The sequence below is a fragment of the Niallia sp. 01092 genome, assembly GCF_052318935.1.
Taxonomy (GTDB): Bacteria; Bacillota; Bacilli; order Bacillales; family Cytobacillaceae; genus Niallia.
Window position 1 is genome coordinate 135,570 of the sequence record NZ_JBQRKO010000011.1, and the last position, 25,528, is coordinate 161,097.

Genomic DNA, 25,528 nt, shown 5'->3' on the forward strand with positions numbered 1-25,528 from the left:
ACCCATATATTTAGTAGGATGAAAATGGTATAGAGAGTTTGAAAAAGCCCATCATGTTGGTTAGGAGAGGCGTCCGCACGACTCCTGCGGGATTAGCGAGATAGGCGAGACCCCACAGGAGCAAAGCGACGAGGAGGCTCGGCGCTCGCCCCGCGGAAAGCGTGTGGTAAGCCTCGGAAAACCGAACGAAAATCTCTGAGTGCTTAGATTTTTATTATCTTTATTTCATAGCAGCCACTTTTTCAGTGACCTCAGCGTATGCGACGAGGAGGCTCGATGCTCGCGAGTTTAAAAGCAACAATCTACAATCTATACGAAAACAGCTAAAGAATAAAAAGGAGTGGGGTGTAAAAAAGAGTGAAACGTAATAAACTGCTCACCACTAAATATTTACGTTCCAATGAAAGCTTTCATCTGGTTTATGCGCATTTCTTCTTCTGAAAAAATCACCCCAATTACCCGATTTTTCTTTTCCCCTTAATTCTTCCACTTTTAAATTCCGAAAAAGTTAGAAAACTAATACTTTTAAGAAAAACTGGTTGATTTTATAATACTAAGTTTTTATAATAAGAGAATCGAATATTAATAAATATAAAAATAAATGATTAAATATACATCATTTCCTAATTGAAGGAGGAAATTATGAAAGCGGCAATTATCGGTACAACAGGCTACGGCGGGGTAGAGTTAATTAGAATTTTGCATACTCATCCTGAAATTAATATACAATCTGTTCATACAACAAGAGAAGAAGTTCCAGTTTGGAACGAATATCCTCATTTATATAACATAATAGAAAATAAATTAGAGAAAATACATCCACATAAAATTGCAGAAGAATGTGACATCGTATTTTTTGCAACTCCTTCTGGTGTTTCTAGTAAATTAGTAGAAGATTTTGCAGAAACATCTATTAAACTGGTTGATTTATCTGGTGATCTAAGGCTGCGTAATACAGATGACTATAAAAAATGGTATAAAAAAGAGCCCGCAAAAGCAGATTTAATAAACAAATTTGTTTATGGACTTTCCGAGTGGAATAAGGAAGAAATAGAAAAAGCAACGTGGATTTCTAATCCGGGCTGTTATCCGACAGCATCCTTATTAGGGTTGGCCCCAGTAGTACAAGAGGGAATCATTAAACCAGACAGCATTATCATCGATGCAAAGTCAGGTATTTCAGGTGCGGGGAGAAGCCCATCAAGAGGTACAATGCTTGCGGAAATGAATGAAAACTTTAAAATATACAAAGTGAATCAACATCAGCATATTCCAGAGATTGAACAACAGCTAACTGACTGGAATGGCGACATTCAGCCAATCACTTTTTCAACTCACTTGCTGCCAACAAACAGAGGCATCATGGCAACGATGTATGCATCTTTAAAAGAAGAATATACAACTGCCGCTATCCATGAACTGTATAAAGAAGCGTATAAAGATCATCCTTTCGTCCGTGTCCGACCAATTGATACATTCCCGACTATTAAGGAAGTCAGCGGATCCAACTATTGTGATATTGGTGTTCATGTAGACGAAAGAACAGGAAGATTAACGATTATTTCTGTAATTGATAATTTAATGAAAGGTGCAGCAGGGCAGGCAGTTCAAAATGCAAACATCATGAATGGGTTGCATGAAACGACTGGATTAAACTTTTTACCACTGTACCCATAAGAGGAGGAGCAACAAGTGCAGGTAATATCGAACATTAATGAAGAAGAGTCATCCCTTATTAAAGAAATAGCGGATGGAAGTATTGTATCGCCGATCGGGTTTAAAGCAGCAGGAGTGCATGCTGGAATAAGATACAGTAAAAAAGATTTAGGTTTAATTATAAGTGAAGTGCCAGCTAATAGTGCAGCAGTGTATACAACAAGTCATTTTCAAGCAGCTCCATTAAAGGTGACGCAGGATTCTATTGCAGCGGAAAAGCTTATTCAAGCGGTTGTTGTAAATAGTGGATGTGCAAATGCTTGTACAGGAGAAAAAGGGTTGGAAGATGCCTACAAGATGCGCCAGTTAGCAGCAGATCAACTGAATATTAAAAAAGAATATGTTGCTGTTTCTTCTACAGGTGTAATCGGCGAATATTTGAAAATGGATAAAATTAGTGACGGAATAAAGCAGTTAAATAGCGGGAATACTTCAAGCCATGCGGATGCATTTCAAGAAGCAATATTAACAACGGATACGGTTATGAAAAAATGTTGCTACGCGGCTACGATTGACGGTGTAACGGTAACAATGGGCGGTACAGCAAAAGGATCAGGCATGATTCATCCAAATATGGCGACAATGCTTGGATTTATCACAACCGATGCGAATATCGATTCTGATTTATTGCAAGAGTCACTTAGCGCGGTTATCCCAACGACGTTTAACCAAATAACAGTGGATGGAGATACTTCCACAAATGATACGGTATTAGTAATGGCAAACGGTTTAGCAAATAACAGTGCATTAACTAAAGACCACCCTGATTATTCAGCTTTTTTAGAATTATTAGCTAAAACTTGCGAAAACTTGGCTAAGCAAATTGCAAAAGATGGAGAAGGGGCAACAAAATTAATTGAAGCAGAAGTTTCAGGCTGTAAATCAGAGGAAGAAGCAAGAATGATTGCGAAACAAATAGTAGGATCTAGTTTAGTAAAAACTGCTGTTTATGGATCCGATGCAAACTGGGGAAGAATCATCGGGGCTATTGGTCAGACAAATGCTGATGTAAATCCTAATACAGTCGATATTGCGATTGGAAATATCGTCATGTTAAAAATGAGCGAACCACAAGTATTTTCAGAGGAAGAAGCAATTAACTATTTGAATCAAGATTTTATTAAGATATCTGTTCATCTTCATAACGGTGAAGCGAAAGGAAAAGCTTGGGGATGCGATTTATCTTATGATTATGTCAAAATAAACGCAAGTTATAGAACGTAGGAGTGAGCCGAATGAAAACAATTCTGATAAAATGTGGCGGAAGTGTAATAGACCAGCTTTCAGACGATTTTTTTACTAGTTTAAAAGAATTAAAGAAAAGTGGCTATCAATTAGTATTTGTTCATGGCGGCGGACCCGACATTAATGAAATGCTTGAAGTAGTTGGCGTTGAACCGGAGTTCCATAATGGACTCCGCAAAACAACAACGGAAACGTTGAATATTGTCGAAATGGTTCTTTCAGGAAAAACGAATAGAAAGCTTGTTCAGTTATTAAGTAAAAATGGTCTTCCTTCAATCGGAATCAATGGTACAGATGACCATCTTATTCAAGCATCATTAATTGATGAAGAAAATCTTGGGCTAGTTGGCAATGTTCAACAAGTAAACAACCAAATTATTCATCTTTTATTAGAAAAAAACTATATACCAGTGATAACACCACTTGGAAGCACTGAAGAAGGTGTGACACTAAATATAAATGCAGATTATGCTGCTGCTGCAGTAGCGAAAAGTTTAGATGTAGAGCATTGTTTATTTGTTACCGATGTGGAAGGTATCATTATTGATGGAAAAGTAGCTGCTCAATTAGAAGAAGAAGCGGTTCATCATTATATTGCAGAAGGTCAAATTACTGGCGGTATGATTCCGAAAGTAACATCAGCTCTTTCAGCACTGGAAAGCGGATTAAAAAGTGTCATGATTGTTTCAGGGAAAAAAGCTTTTTATCAAGAAGAAACGTTAAAAGGTACACAAATTGTAAAAAAGCAGGAGGTAATCAAATGAGTCATTTATTTCCAACTTATGCAAAATGGGAGATTGAACCAGAATCAGCAAAAGGCAGCTATTTAATCGGTACAGATGGAAAAAAATATCTGGATTTCACTTCAGGAATTGGTGTATGCAACTTAGGACATTGCCATGACGAAGTAAAAGCGGCTATTGAAGAACAGTTAAATAAATTTTGGCATGTTTCTAATCTTTTTCCAATCGGTGCACAAGAGAAGGCGGCAAAATTACTAGCAGATGCAAGTGGAATGGATGTTGTCTTTTTTGCGAATAGTGGTGCAGAAGCGAACGAAGCGGCGATTAAATTAGCTAGAAAAGCAACTGGAAAAACAAAAATTATTACTTTTTTATCTTCTTTCCACGGCAGAACGTTTGCGACAATGTCAGCAACGGGACAAGATAAAATTAAACATGGTTTTGGACCGATGTTAGAAAAATTTGAGTATGTTCCATTTAATGATATTGAGGCATTGGAAAGTCAGTTAACAGATGATGTAGCGGCTGTTATGCTTGAAGTGATTCAAGGAGAAGGCGGCATTCATGTCGGGACAAACGAATTTCTTCAAAAAGTAGACGCATTATGCAAAGAAAAAGGTACCCTGCTTATTATTGATGAAATTCAAACAGGAATTGGCCGGACTGGAACACCATTTGCTTATCAGCAATTCGATATAAAACCAGATATTATTTCTTCTGCAAAAGGACTGGCAAACGGAATGCCGGTAGGTGCTATTGCTGCAAAAGAAGAGTTAAAAGAATTTTTTGGTCCAGGAAGCCACGGTACGACATTTGGTGGAAACCCACTTGCAATGGCGGCTGCGATTAAAACAATGGAAATTATTTTTCAGGAAGCTTTTTTACAAGAAGTGAATAAAAAAAGCGAGTATTTAATGAATGCTCTAAAAGAGAAATTTGAACATAATGGACATGTAAAAGAGGTTCGTGGCAAAGGGCTAATGATCGGAATTGAAATGGATCAGCCAATTGGCAATCTATTAAGTGATTTAAGAAAAGATGGTTTAATTGCATTGCCAGCAGGTAATAATGTGATTCGTTTATTACCGAGCTTAACATGTACGATAGAAGAAATAGATGTAGCTGTTGCAATATTAGAAACACGCATAAATTTTTATACAAAAGTAACAGTTTAAGATGTATTTTTTTGCAAGATGATGTATAATTATAAGAAATTAATAATAAATATACAGAGATTTGTATAAAAATGGCTTAAACGATATTGTTGTTTTTGTCTATATTTTAAGCACTGAGCAGCAGGAATACACGAAGACTCCTACGGGAAAAGCGAAATAGGCGAGACCCCGCAGGAGCGAAGTGTATTCCTGCTGTGGACCTTCTTTTAAAATCAACAATAAAAATAACAAAGCCTAAAAAATAAGGAGAATGTTCGGCGTTATTTCTAGGATGTCGAGCACTAGAAATTAAGAATATAGAGGTGTACAAAATGGAAGGATATTTACACTTAAAGAACGGAGCGAAATATAACGGAACATTTCTGACAAACACAGCGGAAACATCCGTAAGTGGAGAAATTGTTTTTTTTACAGGAATGACAGGGTATCAAGAAGTGCTAACAGATCCTTCCTATAAAGATCAAATTATTGTTTTTACGTACCCTTTAATAGGCAACTACGGGATTAACAATGAAGATTTTGAAAGCAAAAAACCGCATGTGGCAGGTGTCATTGTTTATGAGGCGAATCAAGAGGCGTTTCATTATCAATCACAGCATACCATTGTAGAGTATTTACAAAAATGGGATATCCCGTTATTAGCACATGTTGATACGAGAGCGATTGTAAAAAATATTCGCCAAGAGGGTTCTATGCCAGCTATGATGACAACAAAAGATACGGTGGAATCGGCAGAAATTTCTCTAAAAAAAGATGTGAAGGTCGCCAATGTTTCAGAAAGTAATTCGCAAACATACGGAAAAGGCGATTACCATATCGTGCTAATGGACTTTGGCAAAAAAGAGTCAATGTTGGATGCATTAATCGAACGAGGCTGCAAAGTGACAGTTGTTCCATATAATACGTCTTTTGAGGAAATTAAACAGTTAGATCCAAATGGAATTTTATTATCGAACGGACCTGGAGATCCAAAAGATATTGTAGAAGTGCTGCCTACTGTGAAAGCATTAATTAAACATTATCCTACTCTTGGAATTTGTTTAGGACATCAGCTAGCAGCATTATCACTTGGAGGAGAAACGTCTAAATTATCCTTTGGACATCGAGGAGCAAACCATCCTGTAATAGATAAAAAGAATCAAAAAGTGTTTATGTCCTCTCAAAACCATAGTTACGTAGTGGTCGAAGAAAGTTTACAAGATACAGGCTGTACTGCACGTTTTTACAACCTGCATGATGAGTCTGTTGAAGGACTGACACATGCTGATTATCCTTTGCTAACGGTTCAATTCCATCCAGAAGCAAATCCAGGACCTTCAGAAAGCCATTATATATTTGACGAATTTATTGAAAATGTGAAAGCAAATTATGGGAGAGTTATTGCATATGCCTAAAGACACAACAATACAAACAATACTCGTAATCGGATCAGGTCCAATTGTAATCGGGCAAGCGGCAGAATTTGACTATGCTGGGACACAAGCATGCATGGCTTTAAAAGAAGAAGGATACAAAGTAATCCTTGTAAATAATAACCCAGCAACAATTATGACAGATCAAACATTTGCGGATTCTATTTATTTTGAACCATTGACAGTCGATGTATTAGAAATGATCATTCAAAAAGAAAAGCCAGATGGACTGCTTGCTACATTAGGTGGACAAACAGGCTTAAATCTTGCTTTCCAATTAAGTGAACAAGGAATTTTACAAAAATATAATGTGAAACTGCTTGGAAGTTCGATTGAATCGATTAAAAAAGGAGAAGACCGTGAAGCGTTTCGTCAGCTAATGTATGAATTAAATGAACCTGTACCTGAAAGTAAAATTGTGCATAAGGTAGAGGAAGCGGTCCAGTTTGCGGAAGAAATTGGTTTTCCAATTATCGTTCGTCCAGCTTATACATTAGGTGGAACCGGCGGGGGAATTGCAGCAAATATGGAAGAGTTTACGAAGCTTGTATCGGGTGGTTTACAAGAAAGTGCTATCGGACAATGTTTAGTAGAACGAAGTATTGCTGGATTTAAAGAAGTCGAATATGAAGTAATGCGCGATAGCATGAATACATGCATCACGATTTGTAATATGGAAAATATTGACCCAGTTGGCGTTCATACTGGTGACAGTATTGTTTTGGCTCCATCACAAACGTTAACAGATGTAGAATATCAAATGCTGCGTTCAGCATCGATAAAAATAATCTCGGCTTTAGGGATTATTGGAGGATGCAACATTCAATTTGCACTAGATCCTCAAAGTAAAAAATATTATTTAATCGAAGTGAACCCAAGGGTTAGCCGTTCTTCTGCACTTGCTTCAAAAGCAACTGGTTATCCGATTGCAAGAATGGCAGCGAAATTAGCAGTTGGCTATACATTGAATGAAATTATCAATCCGGTAACTGGTGATACTTATGCAAGCTTTGAACCAGCACTGGATTATGTAGTAGTGAAATTCCCGAAATGGCCATTTGATAAATTCCCAACGGTTTCGAGAAATCTTGGTACGCAAATGAAGGCAACCGGTGAAGTAATGGGGATTGACCGAAATATTGAACGTGCCCTTTTAAAAGCAATTCGTTCATTAGAAATCAGCGCCAATGATTTGAAATACCCAAATCTTGCTGACGAGTCAATGGACACATTATTTGGAAAGCTAAAAGAACAAACAGATGAAAGATTTTTTATTCTTTTAGAGCTTATTAGAAGAAATGTAACACTTGATGAACTGCATGCTTTAACAAAAATTGATTTGTTTTATTTGCATATATTCCAAAGACTGATTAACATGGAATTAGAAATTTCCCAGTCTAATTTACAAGCTGTAACGAATGAATCACTGCTTAAATGGAAAGAAAAAGGATTTAGTGATGCTTTTATTGCAAGTGAGTGGGGATGTTCAGAAAAGCAAGTCCGGGAAAAACGCAAAGAATTCGGTATTCTGCCAATTTACAAAATGGTTGATACTTGTGCAGCAGAATTTGAAGCTAAAACAAACTACTATTACTCCAGTTATTACGGGGAAAATGAACAAACAGAAAGCAATAAAAGAAAAATTCTTGTTATTGGCAGCGGACCGATTAGAATTGGTCAAGGAATTGAATTTGATTATTGCTCCGTTCATGGTGTTTTTGCCCTTAAACAAGAAAATATTGAAACAATCATTATTAATAATAATCCTGAAACAGTTAGTACGGATTTTGCCACTGCGGACAAATTATATTTTGAACCGTTAGTAACAGAAGATATTATGAACGTGATTGAATCAGAAGGAATAAAAGAAGTAATTGTTCAATTAGGGGGACAAACTGCCCTTAATGTTGCGAAAGCATTAGAGGAATATGGTGTTGAAATTCTTGGAAACAGCAGTCATACGATTGATTTGCTTGAAGATAGAGATTTATTCTATAAACTATTAGACGAAGAGAATATTCCTCATATTTCAGGGGATATTGTTTTTGAAGAAGGTCAGCTGTTGGATGCTGTTGAAAAGCTAGGATATCCTGTGTTAATTAGACCATCTTATGTAATTGGCGGAAAAGGGATGGAACGCATCGAAAACAACGATGACTTGAAAAAGTACTTAACTACCGATATTCCATATCCGGTGCTTGTCGATCAATTTATGCATGCTTCTGAAGCAGAATTAGATATTGCAGCAGATGGCTATGATATATGTGTACCAGCTATTATGGAGCATATTGAAAAAACAGGTGTTCATTCTGGTGATAGTTTATCCATTTTGCCTGCAAAAAATTTATCAAAAACTGTAAAAGAAAAAATGCTGGATTATGGGCAAAAAATTGTCAGAAACACAAAATATAAAGGATTAATGAATATTCAATACATTATTAACGGGGAAGATGTTTATGTATTAGAAGTTAATCCGCGTGCAAGCAGAACGGCTCCGATTATTAGTAAAGTAACAAGTGTTCCACTTGTACAAATTGCGACAAAAATAATGTTTGGAAACTATAAATTAACGGAGCAAGAAAAAACATTTACAGATGATATTCCATTTACATGTATAAAATATCCTGTTTATTCAAACTATGCTTTAAAAGGCCTTGATTCGAAACTTGGTCCAGAAATGAGATCAACAGGAGAAGGAATTGCGCTTGCTGATTCACAGGAAGAGGCATTAAAGAAAGTATTCCATCCTGCTTTAAAGAAAGTAGACAATAAACAAATTGTCATTAAATCAGACAAAAACAATAATTTGCTTCGCAGTAAGGCAGAAGCGGCCGGTTTAATTGTGAAAGAAGCTTCTGAAGGTTTAGAAGAACTGCTGGCACAGCCGGAAACAGTTGCTTTTTATAATAATACGGACGATGAAAAGGATCAATTCTTGCGTGAATTGGCAACAAGAAACAGAATTATCACTTTTACACAAGAAGAAAGTGCAGAAGCATTTATTTCTTCCTTTAACGTAAATGCATTTTCCGTTCATTCGATAAATGATTGGCACAATATGTTAAAAAAGGACGTGAGTATCGTATGATTACAACTTCAGCATTAGATTTAAAAGGAAAGGATCTGTTGACATTAACAGAGGTATCACCTGAAGGAATTTTAGAGCTGCTTAAAAAAGCGGAAAAAATTAAGGAAGCGAAATTAAGCGGAAAAGAATATACTCCATTAAAAGGAAAAACGTTAGGGATGATTTTTGAAAAATCGTCTACAAGAACAAGAGTATCCTTTGAAGCTGGGATGATGCAATTAGGCGGACATGCACTATTTTTAAGCAGTCGTGATCTTCAAATCGGCAGAGGAGAACCAATTTCTGATACAGCAAAAGTACTATCAGAATATGTGGATGCTATTATGATTCGTACTTTCTCCCATGATACAGTTATAGAACTAGCAGAACACGCTGCGATTCCTGTTATCAATGGGTTAACAGATCTTCACCATCCATGCCAGGCATTAGCTGATTTATTAACTATTCAAGAAATTAAAGGGACATTAAAAGGTCTGAAGCTTGCTTATATTGGTGATGGAAATAATGTCGTACATTCTTTATTAATTGCATGTGCAAAAGTAGGAATCGATATCGCTGTTGCTACTCCAGTAAATTATGAAGCAAATAAAGAAATAGTAGCATTAGCTGAAAAGTTTGCGAAGGAAAGCGGCAGCAGCATTTTATTAACAACAAATCCTGTTGAAGCAGTAGAAAATGCAGATGTTATCTATTCAGATGTTTGGACAAGTATGGGCCAAGAGGAAGAAAACGAACAACGTTTAAAAGACTTCCAAGGCTTCCAAATCAACAGTGAACTAGTAAAACATGCAAACGATGACTATATTTTTCTACATTGCCTGCCTGCACACCGTGAAGAAGAAGTAACAGCGGAAATCATTGATGGCAGCAATTCAGCAGTATTCCAACAAGCAGGAAATAGACTGCATGCTCAAAAAGCATTATTAGTTGAAATTCTGAAGTAACAAAAAAACCTCCTTTAGGGGGTTTTTTTGTTTGTTTCTGAAAAACGCTCTTTCCGTATAGATTGTTGTTATTTACCCCGCAGCCTGAATACACTTCGCTTTCCGCGGACGGAGCCCAATGTCATTAAGCTAGGATTCAAAAAAAGGAAAATAAGCAACTAAATAGGAAGTAAGGGTTTCCGTTCTGTTCTCCGAGGCTTACCGCTCGCTTTCCACGGGGCGAGCGCCGAGCCTCCTCGTCGCTTTGCTCCTGTGGGGTCTCGTCTGTCTCGCTTTTTCCGCAGGAGTCTACGTGTATTCAGGCTGCTCAGTGCTTCAGCCATGTTTATTATTTCATTCAAAAACAACCAACTTTTAGAAAACAGCCTTCTGAAAAAAATAAATAAAAATTCCCATCATGTAAGTGAAAAAAAAGGAGATAATAAAAAAGCAGTTAATAAAACTGTATAAAGTTTCATTGACAGTTTTTTAAGGAGGCATACAATGGGACAAAGTAGACAGTTTCGTTCAGGGCAAAAGGCTCCTAATAATGGTTTATATATAGAAATTGGTGAAACAGGCAGCAATGTGAATAATCCGCAAAGATTAAAGATGAAAGCTGGAGACCGTTTTCCTGAAACTTCTAACCATAATAGAGTATGGACTTACCAAAGAAAACCTTAAGATATAACTTTCCCAAAAGCCATCCGGAGTAACAAACGGATAGCTTCAGGCTGTCGACAAACGCTCGCTTTCTTCGTTGTTCGCCTTGCTCGGATGCTCATTACTGGGTAACAGAGGATGAACGACTAACTACGCCACGTCCTGTGGCAACGTCGTTCTGACCAACATCCTGTTGCCCGCCGCTCCTCCCAAGGCTTCACGCCTCGAAAGACAAACGTTTTCGATCAGCCTGAAAGTTTTTGCTAAAATCACTTTGTCTACACTTTGAAGCCATCCGGAGTAACAAACGGATGGCTTTACATATGGATAAAAAAGCCTATAATATAATTAAAGGTCAATAAAGGTCAAAGGGGGCTATTATTTATGAACATAGATCAAATGACAGAAAAAGTTCAATTAGCTTTTAGTGAAGCCCAAGCAAATGCAATCAAAGCAAAGCATCAAGAAGTCGATGATATCCATTTATTTCTAGCAATCATCGAGCAGCAAGATAATATATTACGATCTATATTAAATAAATTGGGCATTAACCATGAAATATTGATCAAGAAATTAACGAAAGAATTAGACAAAAAGCCAGAAGTTACATTAAGCAGTACAAACCAAGGGAACATTTATATTACAAGTACGCTGCAAAAAATAATCGTTCAAGCAGACGAGGAAAGAAAAAAGTTGGAGGATGAGTATCTTTCCGTTGAACATTTTATACTCGCCGTCTATTCAGAAAAAAACTCCACCGTTGGAAAAATCCTGAATGAGATGGATATAAGCAGAGAAAAATTAGTGAATGTAATGATGGAAATAAGGGGGAATCAAAAGGTGACATCCAAAAATCCGGAGGCAACATATGAAGCATTAACAAAGTATGGAAGGGATCTTGTTGCAGATGTTCGTGCGGGAAAAGTAGATCCTGTTATTGGAAGAGATAATGAAATCCGGCATGTTATTCGTATTTTATCAAGAAAAACAAAAAATAATCCTGTATTGATTGGCGAACCAGGCGTTGGGAAAACAGCTATAGTCGAGGGACTTGCCCAACGAATTGTCCGCAAAGATGTGCCAGAAGGCTTAAAAGATAAAACGATTTTTTCTCTTGATATGGGTGCTTTAATTGCTGGAGCAAAGTTTAGAGGAGAATTTGAAGAACGTTTAAAAGCTGTGCTGCATGAAGTAAAAAACAGCAATGGACAGATTCTTTTATTTATTGATGAACTCCATACAATCGTTGGTGCGGGAAAAACGGATGGAGCAATGGATGCTGGCAATATGCTAAAGCCGATGTTAGCGCGTGGGGAGTTGCACTGCATTGGTGCAACCACATTGGATGAACACCGTCAATATATTGAAAAAGATCCAGCTTTGGAGCGCCGTTTTCAGCAGGTGCTTGTATCGGAGCCTACGGTAGAAGATACAGTTTCTATCTTAAGGGGATTAAAAGAACGGTTTGAAATACACCATGGTGTCGCAATACAAGACCGAGCAATAATTGCTGCAGCAACGATGTCTGACCGATATATCACTGATCGTTTTCTACCGGATAAAGCAATTGATTTAATAGATGAAGCATGTGCGATGATTCGGACAGAAATTGATTCTATGCCAATTGAAATCGATGAATTAACGAGAAAAATTATGCAATTGGAAATTGAAGATGCAGCTCTTCAAAGGGAAGAGGATACTTTAAGTCAAGAGAGACTAAGCATCATTGGGAAAGAACTGGCAAATCTTCGTGAAAAAGCTAATGCATTAAAAGCGAAATGGCAATTAGAAAAAGAAGGGTTGCAGAAGATTCAAGAGAAAAAAGAAGAATTAGAAAAGAAAAAAAGAGAGCTGGAAGAGGCAGAAAACAATTACGATTTAAATAAAGCCGCAGAATTAAGACATGGAACAATTCCATTATTAGAAAAAGAACTGCAAAATTTAGAGGGAAATGTAAATGAAACGAAAGAACAACGATTATTGCGCGAGGAAGTAACAGAAGATGAAATTGCCAATATAGTAGCAAGATGGACAGGAATACCGGTTTCCAAATTGGTCGAAAAAGAGCGTGAGAAACTACTGAGGCTGGAAAATATTCTCCATGAAAGAGTAGTTGGGCAAACAGAGGCCGTTAAATTAGTCAGTGATGCGGTATTAAGAGCAAGAGCGGGCATAAAGGACCCGAATAGACCAATTGGATCATTTCTATTTTTAGGACCAACTGGTGTAGGGAAAACTGAATTGGCAAAAGCATTAGCAACTAGTTTATTTGACAGCGAAGACCAGATTATTCGTATTGATATGTCTGAATATATGGAAAAGCATGCTGTTTCCCGACTAATTGGAGCACCTCCAGGATATATAGGATACGAAGAGGGAGGCCAATTAACAGAAGCAATTAGAAGAAAACCATATTCTGTAGTACTGCTGGATGAAGTAGAAAAAGCCCATCCGGAAGTTTTTAATATTTTATTACAAGTATTGGATGATGGGAGAATAACGGATTCACAAGGTCGAACTGTTGATTTTAAAAATACGGTCATCATTATGACTTCCAATATTGGATCTCATCTTTTATTAGAGCAAACAGATCAAGAAGAAATAGCGGAGGAAACGAGAGCAGGGGTAATGTCTCAATTAAAGGCTCATTTTCGTCCAGAGTTTTTAAACAGGATTGATGAAATTATTCTGTTTAAGCCGTTGGCATTAACGGAAATCAAAGAAATTGTCTCTAAGTTAGTGGCGAGTTTACAAACAAGACTGAGTGATCAGCAAATTACGATTGCTATTTCAGATGATGCAAAAGAATATATAGCAGTTAATGGATTCGACCCAGTGTTTGGAGCAAGACCGCTTAAAAGGTTTTTACAAAGATCTGTTGAAACAGCGTTAGCAAGAGAAATTATTGCGGAAAAAATAAAAGAGGATGATAATGTCATTATTGATGTAAAAGACAATAAAATAGTATTAACACATCGATGATTACGAAAATGTCCTATAAAAAAGAGAGGGACGATGAAACATTATCCCTCTCTTTTTCTAATTCGATTATAGAACTATGTAGCCGAATAAAAATAAGTTAAATTATTCTAGTTTTGATTGCTCAAACGTTCTATAATATAAATTAATGAACACCTTTTTCATGAGCATCATCATTTGGAAAAATGGACGCTAGCAAACTAACTAGAACAGTAAAAATAACACTTAGTATAACGCCAGTATTAAAGTTAAATGGAATCCCACTCATAGAGCTAATAACGTATGTTAACATTTGAGAAAGTAAGAATGCCCAAAAGAATGTTACGATCAAACGCATATTAATCACCTCATATAATTTCAATTCTTTTTCATCTTATCACAACGGATATAAATAATAAATGTCTATTCATTGACAGAAGCAATTTTTTAAATGATTCGTCATATGCTTTACAATTATACGAATTATTATCCTAGCCTTTAATGGCTACGTTTACATGCATCCCCAAAACAAATAGTGAAATATAGGCAGATTCCCTTACATTTTAATAAGTTACTCATACATTATAGTATGTATTCAAAAAAGAGGACAACAAGAGCCGAGAAGTTTAAGGACGTGGAGCCCCGTTGATAATTCTCTATTTATCGTCTAGGAAATTATAAACGAAATGGGATTGTGGATAACTTGGCGGTTGTGTCCACATCCAGCTCCAGCGCCTAGCTCTTGTGAAACATAACCTCATGCCTCTAAAAGTAAAAAGAACTTTTTGAGTCATGTGAACATTTTTCTTCAGAGCTGTTCAAGGCGCTTGCGCTTTTGTTCTTGGCTCTGTTAAATGCCGTTATTGATTTTCAAAAGGTCAGGGAATCCACTCCCTTCCGAGGACGAACTGGCAAGTCTTCTAGCTTGTACTTCTAATCGGGGGTCTTGCCAGCCCGTTTTTCCACAGGAGTATCGTAGATTCCCTTTCTATAAACAACATGATCGTTTAACAGAACCTATTTATTTAATACGTGAGGAGAGGAAAGCAAGATGACGCAAAAAATCGACCGGACTTATCTCTATAAAAAGAAATTGTAAAAAAGGAGTATTAGTGATGAAGAACCGAACCTTCCAATTGGATACCGAATGGAATATGATACACTATCCTCCTCAACCAAATGGTTTCGGTGTCTTAATTATTGGAGACGACAGGCATTATGTTAATAAATCAAACAGCTTTTGGATCCAAAATGAAGGGAAAAAACAACTAGTAGAATCGCTGCTAAAAAAAGGCTATACGATCTTTTATTCGAATTTATACGGGAAAAACTGGGGAAGCAACAAAGCATGTCAATTAGCAAAGCGTCTATATGAATTTATTATTCGTACAGAAATACTTAATCAAAAAATTCATATTATTGCAGAAGGAATGGGAGCGTTAATTGCAATAAAATTAATGAAAGAAATGAAGGGAAATATTCGCTCTGTTGTTCTTTTTAATCCGATTTTATCTTTAATCGAGCATGTTGAAAGGGAGAAAGAGCATAAATTCTTTTTCAAAAAACTGTGTAATGAAATTTCGATTGCATTTCATCTTCATGAGGATGAATTATTTTCTTTTTTACAAGGATATAAAGAATCTCAAATAGAAGAAGCAAATACGCCTGTAAAAATTATTCATATTCTTCATGATGGGAAATCGTATTATCAATCCAACTTCTTAAAAAAAACATCTGTAAAGTGGGAAAAGAAAAGTTTACCGATATTTGTTTCCTATGTATTGCCAGAAAAGCGAAGTGCGATACCTAATCAAGTCGTTGTTTTTTTTCAAGAATATGAAAAAGACTTATAAGTGCGTATTTATATGTTAATATTTTCAGAAATCTCTTCATGGGTTAATCCTAGAGGGATTTTTTTCTGTTTAGGCTACTCTGAAAAGTGTGGTGTTCTTGTGAGTAGTCCGCAGCCGGCATACACTTCGCTTTCCATGGGGCGGGCGTCGAGCCTCCTCGTCGCTAGCGCTCCTGCGGGGTCTCGGCTGTCCCGCTAATCCCATAGGAGTCTTCGTGTATGCCGGCTGCTCTGCGCTAAAAAATAGGGATACTGCTTCTTTTCATGCGCCATGGTGCGAATTTTATTAGCATGGGTGTCTACCCTGAAAAAAAGCCTGTTAAAAGCTTCTTCCTCGGAAAGCGAGTAAATTTCCTGACCATTATAAATCAACACTGAGATTTAACAGAGTCCTCTGTTTAAGAAAAGCTTGTTCTTTTATAAGAAGGATTTTTGGTGTTTACATCAGGACGAAATAATTGGGCGGTTATTGCATAGTATACACTAATGAAGATTTTTAGGAGGCATTATAATGGAGAAAGCAGTTATCGTTGGACCATATCATTTTATTGGAATTCACCTTTGTTCTGTTTTATTAGAGAAAGGTTACAACATAATAGGTATTTCCTATCCTAATGTGGAAATAGACAAATTGGAAGATAAAAAAATGGTTTTTGGGAGAAATTCAAACTTTATGGAAACTAAATGGTCATCTTTCGTTAACGAGATAAATCAGGACGAGATGCTGATTATTTTTGATTTCTATACTTTAGAAAAAGAAGATCAATTAGTGTCGCTGCTTTCAGCTGATCAAATGGAATTCATATTAATAGGAGAAAAAAGAAAAAAGAAAAAGATAGTGATAATATGTCCAAATAATATAGAAGAGGGCATTATAAATGAATGTAAACATTTGCTGGATGTACATCAAATTCGGTCTCAGGTGTTCTATTTACCAACTGTATATGGTCCTTGGCAGCCAGAAAATTTTTTATTTCAACAAATTTTAACAGGTACGGAAGAAAAGGCGATTCGACAGCATAAAAAGGAATATACAAAAGATGCTATTTATATCGAAGATGCGATGGAAGAATTAGTTAATCAAATATTGCAAGGAAAGGATAATGACTTTTTATTAAAAAGCAAAGTGGAAAATCATTGGCATAAATGCCTAGATTATCTTCAATGGCATCAAGAACGCAATGAAAACAACAACATCCCTTTCCAAGATACGATTTCAACTATTGCTGTAAATAATAAAAAAAACATATCTGAAAACTTGGAAGTACAAAGAAAGCATATTAAGATGTATATAGACTAATATTTTGGCTGTTTTCTAAAAGTTTGTTGTTATTGAATAAAATAATAAACATGGCTACGGGGTAAATTACAACAATCTATACCAAAACAGCCTTTATAAAAGAGAAATAGTACGACTAGAAAGGCAAAAAAAGATGCAAAAGATAAAAATAATTATAACAGTTTTGTTTCTTTTATCTTCCTTTTTTCTTGTTTCCTGTGGACAAGCTGATCGGGAAGGGAAGATGAAAAAAGTAGGATTGCTTGTTGAAGGAAGCATAAGTGATCAAATGTTGGGTACAAAAGGGTATAAAGGATTACTGACAATCCAGTCACAATACAATGTGGAAGCGTATTACAAGGAAGGGATTAATTCTAAGGCCATTACAGATAGAGCGATAAAGGAATTTGAAGGCAAAGGAATAAACATAATATTTGGTCAAGGCCAATTATTTGCAGAATACTTTAATACGATAGCAGATAAATATCCATCGATTCATTTTGTCAGTTTTAATGGAGAAGCAACAAAAAACAATACGACGACTGTTATATTAGAAGGCTATCCTATTGGCTTCTTTGCAGGGATGGTAGCTGGACATATGACGACAACAAATACGATAGCGAGTTTAGCTGCATTTGAGTCGCAGTCTGAAATACAAGGATTTATTGATGGAGCAAAATATGAAAACAGAAATGTAACAGTTAAAACATCCTATGTTTATGATTGGGATGATCAAGAAAATGCTCTATTGTTATTAAATGAGCAGTTAGAACAAAATGCGGATATTATTTATTCAGCAGGAAACGGCTTTAATATAGCTGTGATAGAGAAGTTGAAGGAAAAAGGCATATATGCGATTGGCTATACATCGGAACAATCAAGCTTAGGAAATTTTACTGTTTTAACGAGTACAATTCTGCATATTCCAGAAATTTATGATAAAATAGCAAAAGACTTTAATGAAGGAAAACTTCTGCCAGGTTCCTTGTATGTTGGAATAAAGGATAGATTTATTTCATTAGGAAAATTTAGTCCTAAAGTTGATAAAAACTTCACGGATCGAATCCAAAAAGAAATATCCCATTATATAAAAACAGGAGAATTGCCAGAAGAAAAAAACAAATAATTTGGAGGACAACACAATGACAACACAAGATAAAACAATGGAATTTATGCAAATTGCTATGAAATATTTACCAGATGCAAAAGCGGAACTAGAAAAAGCTGGAGTGGAATTATCATTTGAAATGATTGAACCATTTATGAGCTTATTTACAAAAGTAATGAACGAAGCATATGAATTAGGGAAGTTAGATGCTGAAAAGAAAGATAATTAAATTCTATAATAAAAGGTATTAAAGACTTACAGGCATCAAAAAAATGTCTATAAGTCTTTTTTTACTGTTTGAAAAAAACTGGCTATTATTTTAACCATTTTTTAATGAGCGGCGACATTTTTTTTATGAGTGGTTTCAGTTCATTCGCAGATGTCATGAAACTATCCACATTTTTCATTAATAAGTTGATATCTATTTGATCTAGAAAATTTGTTATGGCGTCAAATTTTCCTTCTTGTTCTTGATCTGCTTCTTTACTCTCTCTATTACTTCCTAAAATCCATGCATCTCCACGGTTTCTATTTGTTGTTATTTCTTCTTGATCTGCTTCTTTTCTTCGATTTGAAGGATAGTTTGTACCAAACATAAAATTGGTAAGACGATCTGTATGTTGCTTGTGATCTAGTGATTCTTGATCCTCCTGTCTTTCTTGATCCTCGTCCATGATTACGCCTCCAATACATAAAATTAGTTAGTACTATCCTATGTACGAATATAGTAGTTGATTAGACAATGGCGTAGTGAAACTAAAAAATGTTGCAAAAGTTCATGATTTTTTGATAAAATTAGTACCAAGTCATAATATTTGATAATAATATAATAAGAACAAATTGTTTTATAAAAAATCTACTTGCTTTAACGTTTTTCTTAGTAAGATAAGATAGCATAAATTTTTGAAGTTAGATGAATGTCTAGCTTCGGCGCCTTTCTTATAAGAAATCGGAGAATGAATGGAGAAGTAGTAGATTAAACTAAAACAATAATATAAGAAGTTGCATATTATTTTGAAAAGGGAAGTTTATACCGTATAATCGGTCATATTAAAGGAGCTGAGAGCTTTGGGCACAGGAATTATTGGCATTGGACGCGCATTGCCTGAAAAAATATTAACGAATTTTGATTTAGAAAAAATGGTAGACACAAATGATGAATGGATTCGTACAAGAACTGGAATCGAAGAAAGAAGAATTGCAGATGATCAGACAAATACGTCGGATATTGGATATGAAGCAGCTAAAAAAGCGATAGAAGACGCAAATATATCGCCTGATGAAATTGATCTTATTTTAGTAGCCACTATTACACCAGATCAGCCATTTCCTTCTGTTGCTTGCATGCTTCAAGAACGATTAGGTGCAACAAAAGCAGCAGCATTTGATCTTAGTGCAGCATGTGCAGGATTTATGTATGGTATGGTAACTGCTAAACAATTTATTGATAATAATGTTTATAAGCATGTTTTAGTTGTTGGTGTTGAGAAACTATCGAAAATTACGAATTGGGAAGACAGAAATACAGCCGTTCTTTTTGGAGATGGAGCAGGAGCAGTTGTATTAGGGAAAGTATCAGAAGGCAGAGGAATTCTTTCATTTGAATTAGGCGCTGATGGTTCTGGCGGCAAACATCTTTATCAAGATGAGTTTATTCAAATGAATGGACGAGAAGTGTTTAAGTTTGCTGTTCGTCAAATGGGAGAAAGCAGTGAAAATGTTCTAGTTAAAGCAGGACTATCAAAAGAAGATGTTGATTTTCTCATTCCTCATCAAGCGAATATTCGCATCATGGAAGCGTCTAGACAAAGATTAAATCTGCCAGAAGAGAAATTATCAAAAACCGTTCACAAATACGGAAATACAAGTGCAGCATCCATTCCTATTTCTCTTGTGGAGGAGTTGGAAGCAGGAAAAATTAAAGATGATGATGTAATTGTTATGGTTGGATTTGGCGGCGGCTTAACATGGGGCGCAATTGCTATTCGTTGGGGAAAATAATGTTTTATTTAGGCTGTTTTCTAAAAGTTGGTTATTTTTGAATAAAATAATAACCATGGTTGATGTACTGAGCAGCCTGAAGACTTCTGCTTAGAAAAGCGAGAAAGACGAGACTTGTGCAGGAGCATAGCGACGAGGAGACTCGGCACTCGCTAAGCAAGAAGTGAAGTGTATTCAGGCTGCGGGGTAAATAACAATAATCTATACGAAAAGAGTCTTTTATTAAGATATGACAAATGATGATTATAGTAAATTCAACCGAAATACTTGATTTTTCATATATATACTAATGATAGAAAAAGGAGAATTGAGACATGACAAAAAGAAGAGTTGTAGTTACAGGAATAGGAGCAGTAACGCCCCTTGGGAATGATGCAACAACAACATGGGAAAACATTGTTAAAGGTGTTTCTGGTATTGGGCCATTAACAAGGGTTAATGCTGATGAATATCCGGCAAAAGTTGCTGCGGAATTAAAAGACTTTCATGCAGAAGAGTTTATGGATAAAAAAGATGCAAGAAAAATGGACCGTTTTACTCAATATGCACTTGCAGCTTCCTTAATGGCAGTAAAAGATGCTGATTTAAAAATTACGGATGAAAATGCACCTCGTATTGGAGTATGGATTGGGTCTGGTATTGGTGGCATGGAAACATTCGAAAATCAATTTGAAATTTTCCAAAAAAGAGGCTATAAGCGTGTAAGTCCATTCTTTGTACCAATGTTAATTCCTGATATGGCAACTGGCCAAGTATCTATTACACTTGGTGCAAAAGGAGTAAACTCATGTACAGTAACTGCATGTGCAACAGGAACAAACTCAATTGGAGATGCGTTTAAAGTCATTCAACGCGGAGACGCAGATGCGATGATTACTGGCGGAGCGGAAGCACCAATTACGAGAATGTCAGTTGCTGGCTTCTGTGCTAACACTGCTTTATCAACAAATCCAGATCCAAAAACGGCAAGCAGACCATTTGATGCGAATCGTGATGGGTTTGTAATGGGAGAAGGAGCCGGAATCCTAGTATTAGAAGAATTAGAGCATGCTTTAAATAGAGGTGCAACTATTTACGCAGAAATCGTAGGCTACGGAGCAACAGGAGATGCGTATCATATCACTTCCCCTGCACCTGAAGGAGAAGGCGGCGCAAGAGCAATGAAAATGGCCATTGATGATGCTGGCTTGCAGCCGGAAGATGTATCCTACATTAATGCACATGGAACAAGTACAGCATACAACGATAAATTTGAAACAATGGCAGTGAAATCAGTATTTGGCGAGTATGCATACAAAGTACCTATGAGCAGTACAAAATCGATGACAGGTCATCTATTAGGAGCAGCAGGAGGAGTAGAAGCAATCTTTAGTATTTTAGCGATTAAAGACAGTGTACTTCCTCCAACCATTAATTTTGAAACGCCAGACCCAGATTGTGATCTAGATTATGTAGTAAATACACATCGAAAACAAGAAGTAAATGTGGCGATGAGCAATTCATTAGGATTTGGCGGCCATAACGCAACGATTATTTTTAAAAAATATCAATAATGTTAGCAGAGTAGTTCCGTTTGGGGGGCTGCTCTTTTTTATGGAGAAGGGGTCGGAGCTTCGCCAATATTAATGGAATAATAAGATGGATAGTGCTCCGTAGTTTGTTTTAATCCTTATTAAGAGTAGAGTGGCTCCGCTCGCGCCGCCTTTATTAGGTTTGTATCTGCCTTTATTTTCATTTTGATGGTGAAGACGAGGGACGAGTCTCCATGGGAGTTTTTTATGGAAATACGGGATAGGAATAAATCATGCTTCCTCTTCACCATTTATAAAAATCAACATAAATTATTAAATCCGGTCTCATAGCTGAACTTACATGAAAATTTACCAAATATATGAATAATACGTGTAAAGGGTGAACATGGAATGGGGTAATCGATACAAATAAATGGTTAGAAGAAGATTTTTTATCTCCTGTAAAAATTTGCAAAGAATTTCAATCATTATTTAATGATGATCATCCAAGAAGGATTTATCAATATTTAATGAGTTATGGCATGTATAAACCGTCTCGCAACACAAAAGAAACCTTTGATTTATTAGTAGAAAAGGATGTTTGGAATACCGTTCGTAAATATGATGAAAAATACAAAAAAAAATGGAAAGGTCCTGATATTCCTATTTATATCTTCCCATTTCAACCTTCCAGAAAGAGAACAGAAAATAAATCAGGAGTTTCTTTTTCAGACAAACTATTTCTATTTGTAGGAAACATAGAAGATGCAAAAGAATTAGAAGCATTATTTATTCATGAATACCATCATGTTTGCCGCATTCATCATCAAAAGAAAAACATGGAAGAATATACACTGCTAGATTCCATTGTGATGGAAGGATTGGCCGAATATGCCGTTAAATTACATTGTGGCGAAAAATATAATGCAAGCTGGTGTCATTTGTATAAAGAAGAGGAAATAAGGAAGTTTTGGAAGGAAGACATAGTGGAGAATTTAGACATTAAAAAATCGGAACATTTACATGATGTATTATTATATGGTTTAGGCAGATACCCATATATGCTGGGATATAGTTGTGGATATTATATTATTAAAAGTTTCGTCAAACAAAATAACTTTTCTGAAAAATCATATTTTCTATTGGAAAGCGAAAATTTTGTAAGTGAAAGCACGCTAACAAAAGACTAGAAACCTTGTATTAGATGGGTTCTAGTCTTTTCAAAAGGCTGTTTTCGTATAGAATGTTGCATTTAAACTCGCAGCCTGAATACACTTCGTCCGTTTAGCGAGCGTCGAGCCTCCTCGTTGCATACGCTCCTGTGGGGTCTCGTCTTTCTCGCATTCCCACAGGAGTCTACGTGTATTCAGTCTGCTGAGTACTTCGTCTCCAATTTTTTATGTGAAAAACAACAAATTTTGAGAAAACAGCCTTTCAAAAAATACTTGTTTTTGAAAACAAAATGAATAAGCAATATAACAATACAGATGCAGTTACAATATGTGAAGCTCCATCCTTTTTTCACAAAAGAAACATTTAACAGTATAAGCAAAAAACAGGAATAAATTTACTGCTGTCTGCCCATACTGATTGACAAACAGTTGATGAAGTGAGGGGTTAAAATATGCATTATCTTCATGATGTTTGGGTAAATTGGTTTGAAGGGGAAGAAAATGGTTATAATATTTGTCATTTTCATGAATGGCGGAAAGATGATAGTGTGGAGTTGTTAGATCAAGTTCCGTTGTTGAAAATTGATTCTGTTCTATTTAACTACATAGAAAACGATTTAGCGGAATTGCCACGAGAATTGCTGGATGAAATTTATCAAAAAGCTTATTTGCGAAAAAACCATGAAAGAATACAGCTTGATTATTGTTTTGCGATATCAGATGGCGTAGATATATTGGTAGTCGACACCATTGGATATTCCATTCCGATTAGAAAAAGCCGAATGATTCCTAGGCAAGAGCAATTAGCATATGAGTTAGTAGAAAACCAAGAAACAATTCATTATGACTATCTTGTGAAAGAAGAAAAAAAGGAATTTCATATTTTGTCTCCGGAACCTCTAATAATGAATGGCTTAACAAGGAAAGAAAGGCAACTCAAGCAATTGCTTTTTATGGCGCTGGATCAGCTGCATTCTTCAGAAAACGTAGCGGAAGTTCGGTACTGGTACACGGAGTGGAGTCCAGAGCGGTATTTTGATATTCAGCATTTAAACTTTGAACATGCTTGGAATGAACTATATGAACGTACAAAACATGGCTGGACCGAAAAGCATGAGCATTTTTGCGAAAAGATTATTAAAGGACAACCATTTTTTGAAAAGCTATGGGAGATGGAGCATGGTCCGAAAGTAAATTAAAAAAGAGCTGGCTGCCAGCTCTTTTTAGTTTGTCTATAAAGTGATTTGCAATGCGCTTCTGCTTTTTATTGTCTAGCTTCAGCGCCTAGCCCCTGTGAAAGATAACTTCTTGTCTCTAAAAGTAAAAGACACTTTTTGAGACAAGAGAACATTTTTCTTCGGGGCTGACCAAGGCGCTTCCGCTTTTCTTCACTATCTTCGTTTGCGGCCTAGTCCCATTGCATTTTCCATCTTTTTCACCATTTTGCCTGCTACTTTATTTGCTTTTTCAGCGCCCATATCCAAAATTTCATCAAGCTCTGAGGAAGCCATTAATTCTTTATATTTTTCTTGAATTGGCTGTAACTTCTCAACCACTACATTTGCTAAATCTGCTTTAAAGTCTCCATAACCTTTTCCTTCATATTTTGCTTCCAGACTTTCGATGCTTTCTCCAGAAAGAATGGAATAAATAGAAAGTAAGTTGGAAACACCTGGTTTATTTTCTTTATCATATTTTACAATGCCTTCAGAATCAGTAACGGCACTCTTAATTTTTTTCACAATAACAGAAGGTTCATCTAAAAGAGTAATGGTTGCTTTTTTATTTGGATCTGATTTACTCATTTTTTTTGTCGGTTCTTGCAGCGACATAATACGTGCCCCAACTTTTGGAATGCGCACCTCTGGGATTGTTAGAATGTCATTGTATTTATTGTTAAATCTTTGTGCTAAATCACGAGTTAATTCTAAGTGTTGTTTTTGATCTTCTCCTACAGGAACAATATCAGTGCTGTATAAAAGAATATCTGCAGCCATTAATGGCGGGTACGTTAATAAAGCAGAAGAAACTGCATCTTTACCAGCCGATTTATCTTTAAACTGCGTCATTCTTTCTAATTCACCGATATATGAGACGCATTGCATGATCCAAGCGCCTTGTGCATGTGCTGGCACTTCCGATTGGATAAATAATGTTGCCTTACTTGGATCAATGCCAACTGCTAAATAAAGTGCTGCTAAACTGCGAATATTATTTCTTAGTACTAGACGATCTTGTGGAACGGTAATAGCATGTTGATCCACAATGCAAAAATAACAGTTGTATTCGTTTTGCAATTCAACAAATTGACTTAATGCGCCAATATAATTTCCTAATGTAATGGTTCCACTTGGCTGGATGCCAGAAAATATTGTTTTCATTGAGTATGTCCTCCAGATATTAAATGTTTTGAAAAAAGTTCATCAGTGTTTTTTTAGATGGCTACCCTGAAAAGAAATTCCGCAGCGTGAATACACTACGCTTTCCGCGGGCGAGCGCCGAGCCGCTTCGTCGCTACGCTCCTGCAGGGTCTCGTCTATCTCGCTTTCCCGCAGGAGTCTTCGTGTATTCACGCTGCTCTGCGCTATAAATGTGGAGACTGCTTCTTTCCAAGCGCCATGGTGCAAATTTTGTTGCATGGGTGTCTACCCTGAAAAGAAGTTCCGCAGCGTGAATACACTA

The 25,528-nt window shown here is 36.2% G+C and carries 20 protein-coding genes; 17 read left to right on the plus strand and 3 right to left on the minus strand.

The window, feature by feature from the left end:
• The first annotated feature begins 642 nt into the window (after nucleotides 1-642).
• The 9 genes from argC to clpB all read left to right on the plus strand — a co-directional run bounded on the left by argC (nucleotide 643) and on the right by clpB (nucleotide 13,947).
• Entirely contained in the window at nucleotides 643-1,677 is a 1,035-nt protein-coding gene (argC, locus tag ACTXGU_RS12520) for an N-acetyl-gamma-glutamyl-phosphate reductase (RefSeq protein WP_443481855.1), read from the plus strand.
• Nucleotides 1,678-1,692: 15 nt separating this feature from the next.
• Entirely contained in the window at nucleotides 1,693-2,940 is a 1,248-nt protein-coding gene (gene argJ, locus ACTXGU_RS12525; RefSeq protein WP_443481856.1) for a bifunctional ornithine acetyltransferase/N-acetylglutamate synthase, read from the plus strand.
• Nucleotides 2,941-2,951: 11 nt separating this feature from the next.
• On the plus strand, nucleotides 2,952-3,725 hold the full coding sequence (gene argB / locus ACTXGU_RS12530; protein WP_443481857.1) for an acetylglutamate kinase: 774 nt from the start codon (nucleotides 2,952-2,954) through the stop codon (nucleotides 3,723-3,725).
• A complete protein-coding gene (locus ACTXGU_RS12535; RefSeq protein WP_443481858.1) occupies nucleotides 3,722-4,879 on the plus strand; it encodes an acetylornithine transaminase in 1,158 nt (385 codons plus the stop codon). Before argB ends, ACTXGU_RS12535 begins: the two co-directional genes overlap by 4 nt.
• Before the next feature lie 311 nt (nucleotides 4,880-5,190).
• The gene (locus tag ACTXGU_RS12540) at nucleotides 5,191-6,273 is read left to right on the plus strand and encodes a carbamoyl phosphate synthase small subunit (protein WP_443481859.1); all 1,083 of its coding nucleotides are present in this window, start codon (nucleotides 5,191-5,193) and stop codon (nucleotides 6,271-6,273) included.
• The gene (locus ACTXGU_RS12545; RefSeq protein ID WP_443481860.1) at nucleotides 6,266-9,379 is read left to right on the plus strand and encodes a carbamoyl phosphate synthase large subunit; all 3,114 of its coding nucleotides are present in this window, start codon (nucleotides 6,266-6,268) and stop codon (nucleotides 9,377-9,379) included. The genes ACTXGU_RS12540 and ACTXGU_RS12545 overlap by 8 nt, the downstream gene beginning before the upstream one ends.
• Complete coding sequence (gene argF, locus ACTXGU_RS12550) at nucleotides 9,376-10,323, plus strand: ornithine carbamoyltransferase (RefSeq protein WP_443481861.1); 948 nt, start codon at nucleotides 9,376-9,378, stop codon at nucleotides 10,321-10,323. Before ACTXGU_RS12545 ends, argF begins: the two co-directional genes overlap by 4 nt.
• A 483-nt stretch (nucleotides 10,324-10,806) precedes the next feature.
• Entirely contained in the window at nucleotides 10,807-10,986 is a 180-nt protein-coding gene (locus tag ACTXGU_RS12555; protein WP_443481862.1) for a YjzC family protein, read from the plus strand.
• Nucleotides 10,987-11,349: 363 nt separating this feature from the next.
• The gene (gene clpB, locus ACTXGU_RS12560; RefSeq protein ID WP_443481863.1) at nucleotides 11,350-13,947 is read left to right on the plus strand and encodes an ATP-dependent chaperone ClpB; all 2,598 of its coding nucleotides are present in this window, start codon (nucleotides 11,350-11,352) and stop codon (nucleotides 13,945-13,947) included.
• A 142-nt stretch (nucleotides 13,948-14,089) separates the two neighbouring features.
• Here the strand turns inward: clpB and ACTXGU_RS12565 are convergent, their stop codons facing one another.
• Nucleotides 14,090-14,281 (minus strand): YjzD family protein, encoded by a 192-nt coding sequence (locus ACTXGU_RS12565; protein ID WP_443481864.1) that lies wholly within the window; start codon nucleotides 14,279-14,281, stop codon nucleotides 14,090-14,092.
• A gap of 757 nt (nucleotides 14,282-15,038) precedes the next feature.
• On the opposite strand from ACTXGU_RS12565, the gene ACTXGU_RS12570 reads away from it, so the two are divergent.
• From ACTXGU_RS12570 to ACTXGU_RS12585, 4 genes are all read left to right on the plus strand, one after another.
• On the plus strand, nucleotides 15,039-15,776 hold the full coding sequence (locus ACTXGU_RS12570) for a hydrolase (RefSeq protein ID WP_443481865.1): 738 nt from the start codon (nucleotides 15,039-15,041) through the stop codon (nucleotides 15,774-15,776).
• A gap of 510 nt (nucleotides 15,777-16,286) precedes the next feature.
• Nucleotides 16,287-17,075 (plus strand): hypothetical protein, encoded by a 789-nt coding sequence (locus ACTXGU_RS12575; RefSeq protein WP_443481866.1) that lies wholly within the window; start codon nucleotides 16,287-16,289, stop codon nucleotides 17,073-17,075.
• Nucleotides 17,076-17,298: 223 nt separating this feature from the next.
• On the plus strand, nucleotides 17,299-18,180 hold the full coding sequence (locus ACTXGU_RS12580; protein WP_443481867.1) for a BMP family ABC transporter substrate-binding protein: 882 nt from the start codon (nucleotides 17,299-17,301) through the stop codon (nucleotides 18,178-18,180).
• A gap of 16 nt (nucleotides 18,181-18,196) precedes the next feature.
• Nucleotides 18,197-18,391 carry a ComZ family protein gene (locus ACTXGU_RS12585; RefSeq protein WP_443481868.1) on the plus strand — a complete coding sequence of 65 codons (195 nt, stop codon included), beginning with the start codon at nucleotides 18,197-18,199 and terminating at the stop codon, nucleotides 18,389-18,391.
• 85 nt (nucleotides 18,392-18,476) lie between these two features.
• On the opposite strand, the gene ACTXGU_RS12590 is transcribed toward ACTXGU_RS12585, so the two are convergent.
• Nucleotides 18,477-18,836, minus strand: a complete 360-nt coding sequence (locus ACTXGU_RS12590; protein WP_443481869.1) for a hypothetical protein — start codon at nucleotides 18,834-18,836, stop codon at nucleotides 18,477-18,479.
• 394 nt (nucleotides 18,837-19,230) lie between these two features.
• On the opposite strand from ACTXGU_RS12590, the gene ACTXGU_RS12595 reads away from it, so the two are divergent.
• The 4 genes from ACTXGU_RS12595 (at nucleotide 19,231) to ACTXGU_RS12610 (ending at nucleotide 24,045) form a co-directional block, all read left to right on the plus strand.
• On the plus strand, nucleotides 19,231-20,163 hold the full coding sequence (locus tag ACTXGU_RS12595) for a beta-ketoacyl-ACP synthase III (RefSeq protein WP_443481870.1): 933 nt from the start codon (nucleotides 19,231-19,233) through the stop codon (nucleotides 20,161-20,163).
• 314 nt (nucleotides 20,164-20,477) lie between these two features.
• Nucleotides 20,478-21,716 (plus strand): beta-ketoacyl-ACP synthase II, encoded by a 1,239-nt coding sequence (fabF, locus tag ACTXGU_RS12600; RefSeq protein WP_443481871.1) that lies wholly within the window; start codon nucleotides 20,478-20,480, stop codon nucleotides 21,714-21,716.
• Nucleotides 21,717-22,216: 500 nt separating this feature from the next.
• Nucleotides 22,217-22,864 carry a DUF2268 domain-containing protein gene (locus tag ACTXGU_RS12605; protein WP_443481872.1) on the plus strand — a complete coding sequence of 216 codons (648 nt, stop codon included), beginning with the start codon at nucleotides 22,217-22,219 and terminating at the stop codon, nucleotides 22,862-22,864.
• A gap of 434 nt (nucleotides 22,865-23,298) precedes the next feature.
• Nucleotides 23,299-24,045, plus strand: a complete 747-nt coding sequence (locus ACTXGU_RS12610) for a YjbA family protein (RefSeq protein WP_443481873.1) — start codon at nucleotides 23,299-23,301, stop codon at nucleotides 24,043-24,045.
• A gap of 192 nt (nucleotides 24,046-24,237) precedes the next feature.
• Here ACTXGU_RS12610 and trpS read toward each other — a convergent pair whose 3' ends face one another.
• Entirely contained in the window at nucleotides 24,238-25,227 is a 990-nt protein-coding gene (gene trpS, locus ACTXGU_RS12615) for a tryptophan--tRNA ligase (protein WP_443481874.1), read from the minus strand.
• Nucleotides 25,228-25,528: the final 301 nt, after the last annotated feature.

What these genes read in the sequence shown, in the direction of transcription:
- argC (WP_443481855.1), top strand. Translation starts at nt 643, where the DNA reads ATGAAAGCGGCAATTATCGGTACAACAGGCTACGGCGGGGTAGAGTTA.
- argB (WP_443481857.1), top strand. Translation starts at nt 2,952, where the DNA reads ATGAAAACAATTCTGATAAAATGTGGCGGAAGTGTAATAGACCAGCTT.
- ACTXGU_RS12535 (WP_443481858.1), top strand. Translation starts at nt 3,722, where the DNA reads ATGAGTCATTTATTTCCAACTTATGCAAAATGGGAGATTGAACCAGAA.
- ACTXGU_RS12540 (WP_443481859.1), top strand. Translation starts at nt 5,191, where the DNA reads ATGGAAGGATATTTACACTTAAAGAACGGAGCGAAATATAACGGAACA.
- ACTXGU_RS12545 (WP_443481860.1), top strand. Translation starts at nt 6,266, where the DNA reads ATGCCTAAAGACACAACAATACAAACAATACTCGTAATCGGATCAGGT.
- argF (WP_443481861.1), top strand. Translation starts at nt 9,376, where the DNA reads ATGATTACAACTTCAGCATTAGATTTAAAAGGAAAGGATCTGTTGACA.
- ACTXGU_RS12555 (WP_443481862.1), top strand. Translation starts at nt 10,807, where the DNA reads ATGGGACAAAGTAGACAGTTTCGTTCAGGGCAAAAGGCTCCTAATAAT.
- clpB (WP_443481863.1), top strand. Translation starts at nt 11,350, where the DNA reads ATGAACATAGATCAAATGACAGAAAAAGTTCAATTAGCTTTTAGTGAA.
- ACTXGU_RS12565 (WP_443481864.1), bottom strand. Translation starts at nt 14,281, where the DNA reads ATGCGTTTGATCGTAACATTCTTTTGGGCATTCTTACTTTCTCAAATG.
- ACTXGU_RS12570 (WP_443481865.1), top strand. Translation starts at nt 15,039, where the DNA reads ATGAAGAACCGAACCTTCCAATTGGATACCGAATGGAATATGATACAC.
- ACTXGU_RS12575 (WP_443481866.1), top strand. Translation starts at nt 16,287, where the DNA reads ATGGAGAAAGCAGTTATCGTTGGACCATATCATTTTATTGGAATTCAC.
- ACTXGU_RS12580 (WP_443481867.1), top strand. Translation starts at nt 17,299, where the DNA reads ATGAAAAAAGTAGGATTGCTTGTTGAAGGAAGCATAAGTGATCAAATG.
- ACTXGU_RS12585 (WP_443481868.1), top strand. Translation starts at nt 18,197, where the DNA reads ATGACAACACAAGATAAAACAATGGAATTTATGCAAATTGCTATGAAA.
- ACTXGU_RS12590 (WP_443481869.1), bottom strand. Translation starts at nt 18,836, where the DNA reads ATGGACGAGGATCAAGAAAGACAGGAGGATCAAGAATCACTAGATCAC.
- fabF (WP_443481871.1), top strand. Translation starts at nt 20,478, where the DNA reads ATGACAAAAAGAAGAGTTGTAGTTACAGGAATAGGAGCAGTAACGCCC.
- ACTXGU_RS12605 (WP_443481872.1), top strand. Translation starts at nt 22,217, where the DNA reads ATGTATAAACCGTCTCGCAACACAAAAGAAACCTTTGATTTATTAGTA.
- ACTXGU_RS12610 (WP_443481873.1), top strand. Translation starts at nt 23,299, where the DNA reads ATGCATTATCTTCATGATGTTTGGGTAAATTGGTTTGAAGGGGAAGAA.
- trpS (WP_443481874.1), bottom strand. Translation starts at nt 25,227, where the DNA reads ATGAAAACAATATTTTCTGGCATCCAGCCAAGTGGAACCATTACATTA.